This is a genomic window from Cyclobacterium xiamenense (assembly GCF_900109255.1).
Classification (GTDB): domain Bacteria; phylum Bacteroidota; class Bacteroidia; order Cytophagales; family Cyclobacteriaceae; genus Cyclobacterium; species Cyclobacterium xiamenense.
The window spans coordinates 891,884-907,222 of sequence record NZ_FNZH01000001.1 but is presented as its reverse complement, the minus strand read 5'-3'; the positions used below and the strand labels follow the sequence as shown (position 1 = coordinate 907,222).

Below are 15,339 nucleotides of genomic sequence, written 5' to 3'. Positions count from 1 at the left end.
ATGTTAGACGCGCAACACATTCAGTACCATATCGGAAGACGGCCCATCGTGAACCGGGCAAGCATTCAGGTACTTCCCGGAGAACTGACAGCCATTCTCGGCCCAAATGGTGCAGGAAAATCGACGCTTTTCCGGCTACTATCCGGCGAACTATCCTGCAAACAGGGTCGGATTACGTACAATGGGCAGCCAATAAAAGGAATGAAAACCAGGCAGCTGGCCTCCTTGCGGGCGGTCATGCCACAGCACAGTACGCTTACCTTTCCCTTTCAGGCCAAGGAAGTCGTATCGCTTGGCCTGATGTACAGTCGGCCCAATTACCCAAAAACCATCGTAAAAGAGGTCATGTCGGCTACCCAAACCTGGCACCTGAAAGATCAGTTGTATGGCAACTTATCCGGAGGTGAAAAGCAGCGGGTGCAGCTGGCACGGGTATTGGCACAGATATGGGAAATCAAGGCCATTCCCCGGTACTTGCTTCTGGATGAACCGACTTCCAGTATGGATATCGCCCAACAGCACCACATCATGCAAATCATCGGGCAACTCAAAGAGCGGAATATTGGCATTTTGGCCATACTCCACGATTTGAACCTTGCGGCAAATTATGCCGATAAGGCCCTGCTCCTCAAACAAGGCCGGGTACTACAGCAGGGTACGGTACGAAAGGTAATGACTCCGGAAAACCTGCAAGGAGTGTTTGACTACCCCTTGTCTGTTCAGACGAACGGCCCCGGCGCACCGATTTATATCAGCAGCCTGCCATCAGCTGCTACTTCCCCTACGAATTATACGTATAAACTCGCTTAATTATGGAAACTACTCTGAAACATCCCTCCGGGACTGCATTAAAAAAGGCCTGGGAGGAACTACGATCAACGCAGCCGAAAACGAGAATACGAGACGCCGCACGCACCCTTCAGGTGTCCGAACTTGAACTATTGCTGACTACGGATAATCCGGCCCCCATCCGATTGAAAGCCGATTGGGCGAATATCCTCCTTTCCTGCAGGGAGTTGGGAAAAGTGATGGCCTTGACCAGAAACGACGGCTGTGTTCTGGAACACAAAGGTAATTTTCAAAAAATCTCCATCCACGGCACCGCTCCCCACCAAATCGCTACGGTAATCGGACCCATTGAGCAGCGGGTGTTTTTTGGTAAGTGGAAATACGGCTTTGCCGTGGCCACCGACACGCCGAGGGGAGTCATGCGCAGCCTTCAGTTTTTTGACCAGTCCGGCGAGGCCGTGCTAAAAATATACCTTCAGGAAAAAAGTAACCAGGATGCCTACGATAATTTGATTCGCGCTTACCGGAGCGAGGAGACGCTAGAGGGGATTCAGGTGCAGGCTTTCGAGAAAGAAACCCACGCTACTTCCGTGGATCAGGAAGCTTTTGTGCGGGACTGGGAAAACATGAAAGATACCCATGATTTCTTCGGTATGCTCCGCAAATACAATATCCACCGGCTAGACGCTATCAAATGGATTGGAAAAAAATGGGCCTACACCGTGGATCGACTATCGGTTAGGAAAATTTTGGACGTGGCTTCCGCAGAAAAATTGCCCATCATGATCTTTGTGGGAAACAAAGGGAACATTCAAATCCATCAGGGAAAAGTACGTACCATCCGGCAAATGGGAAACTGGCTGAATGTGATGGATCCGGACTTCAACATGCACCTGGATGAGTCCTGCATCGACTCGGCCTGGGTGGTGCATAAAAATACCGACGATGGGTTGGTATCTTCCCTGGAGCTATTTGATGCAGACGGGGAGATGATTACCCAGTTTTTTGGGCTCCGGAAGCCAGGCCTTCCGCAGAAAGAACAATGGAAACAGTTGATCGACCAACTTTAATACTTTCCCGGTGGTCCGCCGGCCATCGGGAAAAATTTTGCCTCTATGTGTAGAATCAATCTTAATAAAAATAGCTTTACCCGCTGGCTTTTGGGCTGCTTTCTCTTTCCGTTCCTCACCCTTGCTTCCGATCCGATTTGCATCCGCGATCAGGCAGGTAATCCCATTCCGCATGCCTATGTAAAAATCGGGCCGGACAAGGTCGTTCCCGTGGATAGTACGGGATCTTTTGAACTGCCGGATAACCTGGAAGCCGACCAGTTGATCGAGGTCTTTGCGATGGGATTTGATGCACGGCAGATTCGGGTCAGGGAAATAAGCGAATTGAGTAGTTTGCGCTTGACAGAAAAGATTGGGCAAATGGGTGAAGTCGTCGTCGCCGCCACGCGTACCGACCGCAGCGTGGAAGATTTACCCATGCCGGTAACGGTCATTTCCCGGGAACAAATTCAAGAAACCGGTGGCATGCGCCTATCGGAAGTGTTGCGGGAGCAAACGGGCCTTCAGGTAGTCAGCGACCACGGTGCCGGGCTACAGATGCAGGGGCTATCTTCCGAATACATCCTGATACTCCTGGATGGTGAACCCCTGATCGGTCGAACCGCCGGAACCTTTGATTTGGATCGAATTTCGGTGACAAACATCGAACGGATCGAGGTTCTCCGTGGCCCGTCCAGTGCCATCTATGGAAGCGAAGCCATGGCCGGCGTGATCAATATCATTACCAAAACGAACGGCGAGCGGTTTGCTGCATCCCTGGAATCCAGGTACCGCTCTTTTTCCACCATGGATCTGAGTGCGGAGGCGAGCTTTAATCAAAACGACTGGTCGGTTCAGGCCTACCTCAACCGTTTCCGTACGGATGGATTTGACCTGAACCCCGATGTTCCGGGAAATACCCAGGCACCCTTTCAGGCCACGACAGGGCAGGTTAAGCTAGGGAAGAAGTCCGGTAGATGGGAGTTCAGACTCTATTCCCGAATGTATCGGGAAGATTCGGATAATGTCCTGCAACTTATTGAAAACGGGACGGGTCGACTGGCCGACATGAGCTCCGAACGACGGGATGTCAACCTCAATCCCACGGTAATCTACCGGCCCAACGAGCACTGGCAATTGACGCTTCGGAGTATGACCGCCTTGTTCGAAACGCATTCGCTGACGAAGATGCAAGAAGACGGTTTCTTGGTGGATGCACAGGATTTTCAACAGCGATACCACCGTACGGAGTTTCAATTGGACCGTCAATTGGGAAACAATCACTTGCTAACGTTGGGGATGGGACACCTTCTGGAGACGGTTGACGCAACGCGCTACGAGGAGCTAAACCGCTTTGATGCCGGCTATTTGTTTCTTCAGCATCAATGGGATCCAGCAGACAGATGGAACATTGTTACGGGAGTTCGGGGTGACTTGCACAGTCAATACGGAGAAAGAATCAGTCCGAAAATCTCGGGGATGTACAAATTCAGCGAAAAATTTAGCTGGCAAGCGTCGCTTGGGGCTGGATTCAAAGCCCCCGATTTCCGGCAGCTATTGCTCAATTTCAACAATGCTTCCGCAGGATATTACGTTTTTGGGGCGAATCTGGTGCAAGAAGGCATCGAACGGCTTCAATCGCAAGGACTGGTGCAGCAGGTGCTGCTGGACCCCTCTCAATTTGGCGCGTTGCAAGCAGAAAGCTCCCTGGCAATCAACACCGGTTTTCGCTGGAAACTTTCCAACGACCTGCTCTTTCAGGGAAACTTCTTTCAAAATAACATTTCCAACCTGATTGAGACGGCTCCTTTCGCCAGACTGACGTCCGGTCAAAATGCCTTCTCCTATTTCAACGTTTCTCGCGTTCGTACGCGGGGAATGGAACTGGATTGGACTTGGCGTCTGACGAAAAATCTACAGGTATCCGCAGGATATATGTATTTGGATGCCAACGATTTGGATGTTTTGGAACAAATCGACTCCGGAGAGTTATTTCGTCGGGACGCAGATAACCGAACCCGACGGGTGGGTCGCAGTGATTACGGAGGCTTATTCAACCGAAGTCGCCACAGCGTTAACCTGAAAATCAGCTACCAGGAGCCCCTTTCCGGCATCAACCTGGCCCTTCGTGCCATTCACCGGGGGGCGTTTGGGTTTGGCGATGTGAATGGCAACCTTATTCTCGACGATCCTGCGGAATACGCGCGGGCATTAACGAGTTGGAACCTTAGCCTCAGCAAAGCCTTCCGCAATGGCCTATTGCTGGAGACGGGGGGATTTAATCTATTGAATCAACTCAACCGATACGATCCGAGTAATCCCGGGAGAACGCTGTTTGTGGGAGCAAAAGTACCTTTTCATCAACTAGTAAAAACAAAATAAATACCTATTACAATGAACAAATGGAATACACTGTATGCAGGCATCCTTTTGCTTGCTTTGAGTACAAGTTGTGGAGAAACCGAAGTAGAGGAGCCGGAAATTGCGCTTCAAGCGGCAATGGTCGAAAACCTCCATGCTCCGGGTGACCTGATGGACCGAAGTACCGGGGTCATTACAGAAGTACGCCCGTTTCGCTACTTCAGTCTGGAAGACAACCGGATCGTGGATAGCGAACAAGGCGACTGGGACATTGGATTCAAAGGAACGACCATTATCGTGAACAGCGGTAGCAGTGGACCGGGTACGGCACAGGCGTCGGTAGTTACGGGCACCTTTGACGAAATTACTACCGTGCCATCGGCTGCAGATTTTAAGCGTGATGGGGAAGACGGAATGGCCATACCCACCGGATCCGGTAATGGTTGGTACAATTACAACCCCAGTAGCCACATTATCAGTCCGATTCCAGGCCGGGTATTGCTGATTCAGACCAACAAAGGAAACTATGCCAAATTGGAAATCCTATCGTACTACCAGGACAATCCGCCGCTGGCAGAAGTGGATCCCCGGACTACACCCAGTCCTTACTACACCTTTCGGTTTTTGCTTCAGCCGAACGGATCCCTTGATTTTTGATTTTTCGGTACGACCTCAAGTCTGCTCCTGAGAGCAGATTTGAGGTTTTCTATCGCCCGGCGATACGCCTCAATTGCTCTCTGTCAGCACGAGGTTAATCCCGCAAGATTTCACGCCTTTCGTTTGATTCGTTGCTGGTCGAAAATTAAGCCGAACTGGTACGTTTTACTTACCGAGATGCCTGTGATACGGTGCATACTTCACAAGACTTTACTATATTTGAAAAAGTCAGTTAGGTGCGTACCAATCTTATATGAGTTTATCATCCGTCGTCAGTCTTGTAGCAACAGCAATCGGTGTATTGGCCATACTCATCGCACTTTTCAAACAGCAGGGGCCTTTTTTCAAGAAATTTACGTTTTTGCTGCTCTTGTGCTGCCTTACCTATTACTGCTTGGTTGTTTTTATTGTCGATAGCAAGCTGGTCTTAACCTATCCGCATTTTTTTAAAACAGGGAGTCCGGTTTTTTACCTGTTGGCCATTTCTATTTTGTGGTTGGGACAGGCACACCTGTACGAAAAGAGACGTTTGAGTACCTTGGATTATGCGTTGTTGCTGCTGCCAATAGTCAATATCATCGAATTGCTTCCTTTTTTTGTAACTCCTGCCGCGGAAAAAAAAGCGTACCTGTTGGGCTTGTTTGCCGACAGAAACCAGATTATTTATGCTTTTGAAGGATGGATACCTACCTTTTTTCATTACTTATTTCAAATACTGATTGGAGGCCTCGTTTCTTTTTTCTTGTTAGTGACGGCGATTCGTAAAAGCAAGGCTACTGGAAATCAGCATCGCGCGTTCTCTTGGATGATTGTTTTTGCCACAATTTCTCTAATTTTTTACGCTATTGGTTTGGCGTTGCTGCTTGCTGATTCCGAAGAGATCCCCATTCATGTACTGGCTTCCTGGCTGTTTGGTCTGATGTTGCTAGTTCAATTGTTCTTCCTTTTTTTTAGACCGGATGTTTTATACGGTATATCCGAGAACCACGTGCCTACCAAAAGTACGGTGTCGCCTCCTTTTGTTTTGGAGGAAGCGGAAGCTGAAAACTACCGTTTGCGCATCAACGCCTACTTTCTAAGCCATGCCGATTTTTTGCTGGATGATTTTCGGCAGCAGCACCTATCCGATCATTTGGGAATACCCAAAAATCGACTCTCTCAGGTCATACACCATCTTTTTTCTAAAAACTTCAATCAACTGATCAACGAAAAGCGGATTGAGATTGCCATTCAGAACATGCAAAGCGAGGCCTGGAAAAATTATACCATTGAAGCGATTGCCCAGGAAGTTGGCTTCAAGTCCCGCACTACTTTTAACAAAGCTTTCCAGGAGCAAACCGGTCTAACGCCCTCTCAATTCAGGAAACAAATAGAGCATCCGTAAAAAAGTTTCTTGTACAGAATTTCATTTTTGAACCGATTAGCCAACGTTTTTTCATCCTGATCAGCGTCAAAACAGCTATTTTTGGCAATCATTCTTTCGAATTTTACATCAATGAATTTGTCAATGAAATACGTTATCCGGTATTTTCTATTTGTTTTTCTTCTTTATTCCTGTGGCACTGGAAAGGGACCATCTGTTCCCTCCACGGTTTACTTTGGAGGGGATATCTTAACCATGAAAGGCGATTCGCCTAGCTATGCGGAGGCAGTACTCGTACAGGGAGATAAGATCCGATTTGTAGGAAAGAAAAGTGAAGCGTTGGAGCTTGCCGGAGAGGGTGCAACCACAGTGGACCTAAATGGGAAGACCCTGCTTCCAGGATTTATCGATGGGCATGCGCATTTCGCCAACTTTGGGTTGCAGGCCATCGGCGCACTCCTGTTAGCCCCACCGGACGCGACCTGTAAGGATATTCCTACGCTAATTCAACTTTTGAAAGCGTGGAACACTCCGGAAAACCGCGCGTTGACCGGCTGGGTGTTTGGGACCGGTTTTGACGACTCTGTTTTGGAGGAAAAACGCTTCCCTACCAGGCAGGATCTTGATCAGGTAAGTACGGATGTCCCCATCATGATTGTGCACATATCCGGACATTTTGCCGTGGTCAACTCGAAAGGCCTTGAGGTATTGGGCTTTGATGAAAATACGCCCAATCCCGAGGGAGGAATTATTCGCCGGGAAGCGGATGGCAAGACCCCCAATGGCGTTTTGGAAGAACTCGCGGCGATTCCGTATATGTTGCAAGCACTGGCTCCCCGAGATCAGGCGAGTGCCGCACGCTTTTTTCAGGCCGGTCAGGACCTGGCCCTGTCTTTTGGTTATACGACTGCCCAGGAAGGAAGGGCGATGCAAAACCACGAATTGCTCGCAGCCAGTGCCGAAGCCGGTGCGTTGAAAATCGATGTAGTCAGCTATATCGACTATGCCTTTGCCGACCAATACATGGGTTCCAAATGGAATAGCCTTGCCTATACGAATCACTACCGAATCGGCGGCATGAAGCTTACCCTGGATGGCTCTCCGCAGGGAAGAACCGCCTGGCGAACACTGCCGTATTTGATCCCTCCTGATGGGCAGGGACAGGACTATGCGGGGTACCCGGCTATTCCAAGCGACTCGACGGTACAAGCGATTCTCGCAAAGGGCTTTGAAAACAATTGGCAGACGCTGATTCACGCCAATGGCGACGCCGCAATGGATCAGCTCATTCGCACGCTTCGCCCTAATGTAGAAAAGTACGGCCTGGGTGACCGAAGAAACACCCTGATTCACGGTCAATACGTACGGGAGGATCAGTTGGATGCCTTAAAGGAATTGGATGTCATCGCTTCCCTGTTCCCACTCCATACCTTCTATTGGGGTGACTGGCACAAGCAAATCATTGGCGAGGCCTTGGGAAATAAAATCAGTCCGGTAAAAACTGCGCTCAATAAGGGGGTAAAAATCACCATCCATACCGACGCCCCCGTGGCCCTTCCCAATCTCATGCGCGTGGTCTGGACGGCTGTCAACCGTACCTCTCGGTCGGGCGCTGTCATCGGTGAATCCGAACGACTTACACCCTACGAGGCCTTACAGGCCATTACCATCTGGTCGGCCTACCAGCATTTTGAAGAAAATAGAAAAGGGAGTTTGGCCGCTGGAAAACTCGCCGATTTGGTCATTTTGGATGGAAATCCCCTGAAAGTGGCCCCGGATGCCATCAAAGACCTACAGGTATTGCAGACAATCAAAGAAGGAAAAATCGCTTACGCCAAAAAATGAAAAAAATCATCCCGCACAAGAATAATCGGTGTGTCTCTACCCGGGCATCCAGGATTTTCAAAAAAAGGCATTGGGCAGCGGTGTTGATTCTGACCGCCTGGCAGGCATGTGCGCCCAATACGAACGATTCATCGTCTTCGCAACCGACTGCCACGGTATATTTTGGCGGAGACATTTTGACCATGGAGGGAGAAACACCTGAATACGTGGATGCGGTGGTAGTGAAGGCGGGAAAAATCCTGTTCACCGGAGCCAAAGAGGAAGCCGTGCAATTAGCGGGGACGGATTACGAGGTGCTAAATCTTTTTGGAAAGACACTTCTACCCGGATTTATCGATGCACACAGCCATTACATCAATTCCCTTTCGGTAGCCAACCAACTGAACCTGTACCCTCCCCCTTCGGGTCCCGGCGAGGATGTGGAAAGCATCGTACGTGAATTAAGGCGTTTCAAGGAAGAAAAAGGCATACCTGACGGGCAATTGATTCAAGCCTACGGCTACGACGATACCGTCATGCCTGAGGGACGGTTGTTGAATCGCGATGATTTGGATGCGGCGCTACCGAACAACCCCGTTCTGGTAGGACATGTATCCATGCACGGCGCGGTATTGAATTCGGCAGCCATGAAAAAATGGGATATATCCACCGCTACTGAAACCCCTCCCGGAGGAGTGATCGTTCGCAAACCCGGAACCAACGAGCCCTACGGCTTGATCATGGAGACGGCCTTCCTTCCCATTTTTGGTTCCCTTCCCCTACCCAGTCCCGAACAGGAACTGGAGTGGTCCCGGGATGCGCAGGTACTCTATGCAGAAAATGGAATTACCACAGCCCATGAGGGTGCCACCCACCTAAAAGACATTCAGGTTATCAAGCGTGTTTCCGATGCCGGGGCAAACCTGATCGATATCGTAGCATTCCCATTTATTACGGATTTGGACGAAATTCTCAAGGAGTTTCCCATCGAATCCTGGGGAAAATACCACAATCGGCTTAAGATTGGCGGAGTAAAAATCACCATCGACGGCTCACCGCAGGGCCGAACGGCCGCATTCAGTACACCCTATCTCACCGGAGGACCTGCTGGAGAGGAAAACTGGCTGGGTGAACTCACCTTCCCACAGGAAACGATCAACGCGTTTGTCAAAAGGGTATACGACCTGAATGTCCCGCTAAACCTCCATGCCAATGGAGATGCTGCCATTGACGCCTTTATTACGGCGCACGAAACAGTGGCAGCGGAGGATCCAGGCAGGGACCGCAACGTCACCTTGATCCATGCCCAGTTTACCCGAGAGGATCAGCTGGCCAAATTTGTAGACTACAAATTGACACCGTCCTTTTACACGCTTCATACCTACTATTTCTCAGATGCCCACCTGACCAACCGTGGAAAAGACCAGGCCATGTACATCAGTCCCATGCGGGACGCTATTGACCGGGGAATCCGGCCTACCAACCATACGGACTTTGTGGTTGCCCCGCTCGATCAGCCGTTTATGCTTTGGTCGGCTGTCAACCGGGTATCGCGAAGTGGAGAAATCATTGGTGAAAATCAGCGGGTCACGGTTTATGAAGGGCTACAAGCCATGACCATCCATGTCGCGCATCAATACCAGGAAGAAAATGTAAAAGGAAGCATCAAAAAAGGCAAGTTGGCAGATTTTGTCATTTTGGATAAAAATCCGCTCAAAGTAGATTCGGATGCCATAAAGGATATTGAGGTATTGGAAACCATCAAAGAAGGAAAAACGATATTCAAAAAATAATCAACACCAACCAAAACTATGAAACTTCAAAACAAACTAATCGCCGAGTTTTTCGGCACCTTCTGGCTTGTCTTTGGCGGCTGCGGAAGCGCGGTTCTGGCAGCCCTATTCCTGTCCGGTGATACGTCGTCCATCAACCTCGGAATTGGCTTTGTCGGCGTGTCGTTGGCCTTTGGCCTCACCGTGATGACCATGGCCTATGCCATTGGTCATATCTCCGGATGCCACCTGAATCCGGCAGTTACTGTGGGTCTGGTTCTCGCCGGAAGAAGTCCGAAATCGGAACTGGTACCCTACGTGATCGCTCAGGTTATCGGTGGGATTGCCGGTGCCGCGGTTCTCTACCTTATCGCCAGCGGCAAGGAAGGTTTTTCTACTGCCGGTGGCTTTGCATCCAATGGCTTTGGCGCGCTTTCTCCGGGAGGCTACTCGATGGTCTCCGCCCTGGTCGCCGAAATTGTACTTACCTTCTTTTTCCTATTTGTCATTCTGGGCGCTACCGACAAACGAGCGCCAGCGGGTTTTGCACCCCTTGCCATCGGTCTGGGTCTTACATTGATTCACCTGATTGGCATCCCCGTGACCAATCTGTCGGTTAATCCGGCCCGCAGCACCGCTCCCGCGCTGTTTGCAGGCGGAGCCTACCTTTCCCAGGTTTGGCTATTCTGGCTGGCACCTATCGTTGGGGCGGTACTGGCCGGCATCGTGTATCCGCTTATTGCCGGGTCTGCTGACGATACGGCAACAACCTTCGAAAAAACCGGAAGTCAAACGGACCAGCAAGAAATCGATAAACAACTACCGGGATCGTTATCTGTATAAGCCATTCAAAAATCAAAAAACACGATGAAATGAGCGCTACCAAGGAATCAGGCTTGTGCTGCTCCCTGCCGCAACGGTATCGGTAGCAGTGGCACAGAAAAAACCCATTATCCTTGTCACCTGGGGCGATGACCTGGGCATGTGGAACATCAGTGCGTTCCACCGAGGCATGATGGGTGGCAATATACCAAACATTGATCGGGTCGAAGATGAAAGAATGATCTTTATGGACCATTATGACCATGCCTCCTGGACGGCCGTCACCCGAAACTCCCGGACGGGTGGCATCATCGGCGAAGAAGAAAGACTAGCTCCCTACCAAGCACTTCAGGCTAGCACGATTTGGTCAGCCTGTCAGCATTTTGAAGAAGATAGAAAGGGAGGTTTGCGTCCGGGTAAATTGGCTGAATTGGTCATTTTGGGCCAAAATCCGCAAAAGGTCGACCCTGATGTGATCAAGGATATTGAAGTGCTCGAAACCATCAGAGAGGGCACCAAGGTTTACAGCAAAAATTGATAAATGACGAATACTATTTCATACGTGCGTACAAGCTATTTGAAAATACTATTTTTTGGTTTTTTACTAGGCATAGGTTTGGTAGGATGCAAAAATGGTAAAGATTCCAGCCAGAAAACCGCTGAACTAATCGATCGAAAACAATCAGAAAACCCTATTCAAGTTGGATTTGCCGAGTCCGATGACTCTCAGATCGAATATTTTATTCAAGGGGAAGGTGATCCGATCGTTTTACTCCCGGGAGGAGCTTTGAGTACGGCGTATCTTAAACCACTCGCGGACAACCTTTCAGCCGCAGGGTTCAAAACTATCCGCATTAATCCGCGGGGAGCAGGGGAAAGCCGAGGGCCTGCAGAAGGGGTCAGCATGCATACGATGGCGCAGGATGTGTTACTTGTACTGGATTCGCTTGGTTTGACCAACGTTGATATTGCCGGACATGCCTTTGGAAACCGAGTGGCACGGACCGTAGAGCATGATGCTCCAGAATACATCCGAAGTGTGATCTGCCTTGCCGCTGGCGGTGTGGTAAAGCCCAGCGATCAAGCAGCAAAAGCTTTAAATACAGTTTTTGATCCGGATGCTACCGAAGAAGAAATCGTCCAAGCGATGGACTACATGGTCGGAGACCCAGCCGATGCTGCATCCAGCTGGTCATTCGTCAAAGCTTCCCGTTTTCCGGCAGCTGCCGCTGTAGTCAGCAGTGCATCCAATACCCCAGAATCCAGTTGGGCGATTCCTTCAGGAAAGAATCCATTTTTGGTCATTCAGGGAACTAAGGATCAGGTCGCTCCTGCTGAGAACGCAGCATTACTAAAAAAAGAATTAGGGGATCTGGTACAGGTGGTTTCCATTACAGGGGGAGGACATCTGATGGTCATTAATCATGCGGAGGAAACCACTCAGGCCATTCTAGACTTTCTCGACGCACGTTTTAAATAAAGGACTCCAAAACACCAACGTACATCAGTCATGAATCTCCTGAAATTCAAAATCATGAGTAAATTAATGCTAACCCTTCTTTTTCTATTTCCGGCTGTTTTTGCGATAGGACAGGATCAAGATAAACCTAATATCCTCATCATTTGGGGGGATGACGTGGGCATGTGGAATATCAGTGCCTACCATCGAGGCATGATGGGAGGATCCACTCCCAATATCGACCGGATCGCCAGGGACGGAATGATCTTTATGGATCACTACGCACACGCCTCCTGTACAGCCGGACGTGCGGCATTTATTACAGGTCAGTACCCCATGCGTACTGGATTAAGTACGGTGGGCTTACCCGGGGCCAAAGAGGGACTACAAGCGAGTGACCCCACCCTGGCACAGCTACTTAAACCCATGGGCTATGCTACCGGTCAGTTCGGCAAAAACCACTTCGGGGATCGCGATGAGCATCTTCCCACAGTTCATGGGTTCGACGAGTTTTTCGGTATCCTTTATCACCTCAATGCGGGTGAATATTCTGAGCAATACGACTTCCCTTCGGATGAGATTGCTACGGAACTCAAAATGAAGGAGCGAGGCGTCATTCATTCCAAAGCCTTGGCAAACGGAAAGCAAGAGGTCAAAGATCTGGGTCCTTGGGGTCAAGAACGACAGCGGAACCTGGACCAGGAAGTCTTAGTAGAATCCAAACGTTTTATTCGCGAAGCAGTGGAATCGGACGAGCCGTTTTTCGTTTGGCACAATACGACGCGTATGCATTACCGGACTAATCTAAACGAAGAGTATCAGGATAGAAGCGGCTATGGAATTTATGCAGATGGCATGATGGAAATGGACGATGATGTAGGCGAGCTATTGGACCTGCTCGAGGAACTGAATGTGGATGAAAACACCATCGTCATGTTCGCTACAGATAACGGAGCTGCTTCCAATTCCTGGCCAGACGGCGGAAATCACCCCTTCCGTGGTGAGAAAGGAGCCGGAGGTTGGGAAGGCGGATTCCGTGTGCCTGTCTTGGTAAAATGGGACAGACATATCCCTGCCGGAGTCGCGACAGGTGAATTTATGACCATGGAAGACTGGCTACCCACCTTGATGTCTTGGGTAGGAGATCCTAATGTAAAAGACGATCTTCTCAAGGGAAAAAAAGTCGCGGATCGAAGCTTTAAAGTGCATCTGGACGGGTATGACCAGAGTGATATGTTGCTGAACCAAGGAGAAAGCAAACGAAAGGAATTTTACTATTTCACCGAAACCACCTTACATGGCCTGCGCTATGGTGACTGGAAAGTGATGTTTAGAGATCAGGAGAAATGGTTTCGCTCACCACAACCGGTATTGTCTACCCCTATTATCACTAATCTGAAGCTAGACCCATTTGAGCGGTTCCACCAGGCTCGTGGCTACGACGAGTGGGCAGAAAACCGCAGCTGGGTCCTGGGTCAGGTAGGCAAAGTATTGGGTTCCTTCTTACAAACCTCTGGCGAATTCCCTCCGAGTCAGAAAAGCTTTGAGGTACAGCTGGACAGTTTTTCCGATCTGCTAAACAACGTGTCGAACAACAGGTAACGATAAAACAATCATGGATGGTGATACTTTCCAAGTGATTCAAATAATTGATATGCAAAACTATACGGTGAAAACGCTTTACCCGGGAGAAAACATCCTGCTAACCCCAGACCACCTTACCTATAGTCCCTATGTGTATCTTAATATGCGTACGTGCAAAAAATCACAGGATAATGCTGGATTAGAAGATGCACACCTTAGACCACAACGAGCAGCCGTAATCAATGCGAAACCTGCAATCCCTTATGCAACACCAGAAATTGTCATTCCATTGGAAAAAATGGAGGAAATTAGAACGGTTCTAATCTATGATATTAAAAGAGGCTTACTGAAAAACACATCAAACATGATGGGAACCCCGACCAATACAGACCCTCAAGGTCATTTATACGCCACAGCCTATGGCTGGGGAGGATTGCCTATAGACGATGCCGATTAGTTGGATTTAGTAAACAATTCAAAACTCGAAAATGGAAGATCACTTCCATCTCAAATCACCTTTAAACCAGCAGATTTAACATATGAAAAGGGTGGATTTTGGTCAATCACAACCTACACTACGGAAGGCTGGCTTGCGGAAGACCAGGCATCCATTTCGAATAGTACGGCAGTTCAAAATGAAGACGGCACCTACACCATACACTTTAATCATCCGAATGAAATCAATACTATTAACACGCCGTCACCAATCTCCGCTTTGTTGAGAAACTATGTACCTAAAAATAAGTCCTCAATTATTGACTAATTAAATATAAACAACGGAACATTATTCATTGAATAACAACTACTTTATCTCCATAAAATAATTTTTAAAAACACAGTTCAACTTAGCGTATAATGAAAAAATCCATACTACTACTCTCCATTTCACTGCTACCATTATGTGTAATGGCCCAGGAAGAGTCTGCCGGCGCCAGTGCAGCCGACGAACTCGCAAAGCAGCTCCAAAATCCGGTAGCCAGCCTGATCAGCGTGCCCTTTCAAAACAACTTCGATTTTGGTATTGGATCCGCCGGAGGCTCGCGCTACACCATGAATTTTCAGCCGGTTATTCCCATGAGTATCGGCGAAGACTGGAATTTGATCGCACGGGCTATCGTGCCGATCGTGGCGCAGAACAATGTCTTTGGAGAAAGTGGCAGCCAAAGTGGACTCGGTGACGTCCTCATAAGTGGATTCTTTTCTCCCAAAGAGCCGACGAGTGGCGGGCTGATCTGGGGAGTTGGACCTGCCTTCTTGGTGCCTACAGCGAGCAATACGCTTTTGGGCACGGAGAAATTTGGCCTGGGACCTACTGCTGTCGCCCTGAAGCAAGCTGGAATGACCAGCTTTGGCGCGTTGATCAATCACCTTTGGTCAGTAGCCGGCGATGTGGATCGATCGGATATCAACGCAACCTTCTTCCAGCCCTTTATCGCACAAAACTTTCCCGGGGGAAAAGCCTTGACCCTTAACACCGAGGTGACCCGAAACTGGGGCGCCGGTTCCACTTCCGGAACGATCAACTTTGTAGGCTCGCAGGTTTTTACCATCGGAAGTCAGGCCTCTCAACTCGCCGTCGGCCCTCGTATCCATTACGGGGATGGCAATACGGCCAGTTGGGGATTTCGCGCGGCCTTTGTCTTACTGTTTCCAAAGTAG

Annotated in this window: 14 protein-coding genes; all 14 read left to right on the top strand. The window is 49.3% G+C overall.

Annotated elements, in window-relative coordinates:
- Positions 1 to 810 (top strand): heme ABC transporter ATP-binding protein, encoded by an 810-nt coding sequence (locus BMW71_RS03320; RefSeq protein WP_092169423.1) that lies wholly within the window; start codon positions 1 to 3, stop codon positions 808 to 810.
- A 2-nt stretch (positions 811 to 812) separates the two neighbouring features.
- A complete protein-coding gene (locus BMW71_RS03315; RefSeq protein ID WP_092169420.1) occupies positions 813 to 1,859 on the top strand; it encodes a hemin-degrading factor in 1,047 nt (348 codons plus the stop codon).
- Positions 1,860 to 1,904: 45 nt separating this feature from the next.
- A complete protein-coding gene (locus BMW71_RS03310; RefSeq protein ID WP_092169417.1) occupies positions 1,905 to 4,220 on the top strand; it encodes a TonB-dependent receptor plug domain-containing protein in 2,316 nt (771 codons plus the stop codon).
- 12 nt (positions 4,221 to 4,232) lie between these two features.
- Positions 4,233 to 4,856, top strand: a complete 624-nt coding sequence (locus tag BMW71_RS03305; RefSeq protein WP_092169415.1) for an HmuY family protein — start codon at positions 4,233 to 4,235, stop codon at positions 4,854 to 4,856.
- A 253-nt stretch (positions 4,857 to 5,109) separates the two neighbouring features.
- Positions 5,110 to 6,240, top strand: coding sequence for a helix-turn-helix domain-containing protein (locus BMW71_RS03300; protein ID WP_092169411.1), 1,131 nt, complete (start codon positions 5,110 to 5,112; stop codon positions 6,238 to 6,240).
- A 123-nt stretch (positions 6,241 to 6,363) separates the two neighbouring features.
- Complete coding sequence (locus tag BMW71_RS03295; protein ID WP_092169408.1) at positions 6,364 to 8,064, top strand: amidohydrolase; 1,701 nt, start codon at positions 6,364 to 6,366, stop codon at positions 8,062 to 8,064.
- The gene (locus BMW71_RS03290) at positions 8,061 to 9,836 is read left to right on the top strand and encodes an amidohydrolase (protein WP_218145551.1); all 1,776 of its coding nucleotides are present in this window, start codon (positions 8,061 to 8,063) and stop codon (positions 9,834 to 9,836) included. The genes BMW71_RS03295 and BMW71_RS03290 overlap by 4 nt, the downstream gene beginning before the upstream one ends.
- A gap of 18 nt (positions 9,837 to 9,854) precedes the next feature.
- On the top strand, positions 9,855 to 10,658 hold the full coding sequence (aqpZ, locus tag BMW71_RS03285; protein WP_092169405.1) for an aquaporin Z: 804 nt from the start codon (positions 9,855 to 9,857) through the stop codon (positions 10,656 to 10,658).
- 88 nt (positions 10,659 to 10,746) lie between these two features.
- Complete coding sequence (locus BMW71_RS03280) at positions 10,747 to 11,175, top strand: amidohydrolase family protein (RefSeq protein WP_218145550.1); 429 nt, start codon at positions 10,747 to 10,749, stop codon at positions 11,173 to 11,175.
- 3 nt (positions 11,176 to 11,178) lie between these two features.
- Entirely contained in the window at positions 11,179 to 12,117 is a 939-nt protein-coding gene (locus BMW71_RS03275) for an alpha/beta fold hydrolase (protein ID WP_092169399.1), read from the top strand.
- A 54-nt stretch (positions 12,118 to 12,171) separates the two neighbouring features.
- Entirely contained in the window at positions 12,172 to 13,698 is a 1,527-nt protein-coding gene (locus BMW71_RS03270; protein WP_092170236.1) for an arylsulfatase, read from the top strand.
- 13 nt (positions 13,699 to 13,711) lie between these two features.
- Positions 13,712 to 14,137, top strand: coding sequence for a hypothetical protein (locus tag BMW71_RS03265; protein WP_143057537.1), 426 nt, complete (start codon positions 13,712 to 13,714; stop codon positions 14,135 to 14,137).
- A complete protein-coding gene (locus BMW71_RS24095) occupies positions 14,138 to 14,443 on the top strand; it encodes a DUF1214 domain-containing protein (protein WP_092169393.1) in 306 nt (101 codons plus the stop codon).
- A 92-nt stretch (positions 14,444 to 14,535) separates the two neighbouring features.
- A complete protein-coding gene (locus BMW71_RS03255) occupies positions 14,536 to 15,339 on the top strand; it encodes a hypothetical protein (RefSeq protein WP_218145549.1) in 804 nt (267 codons plus the stop codon).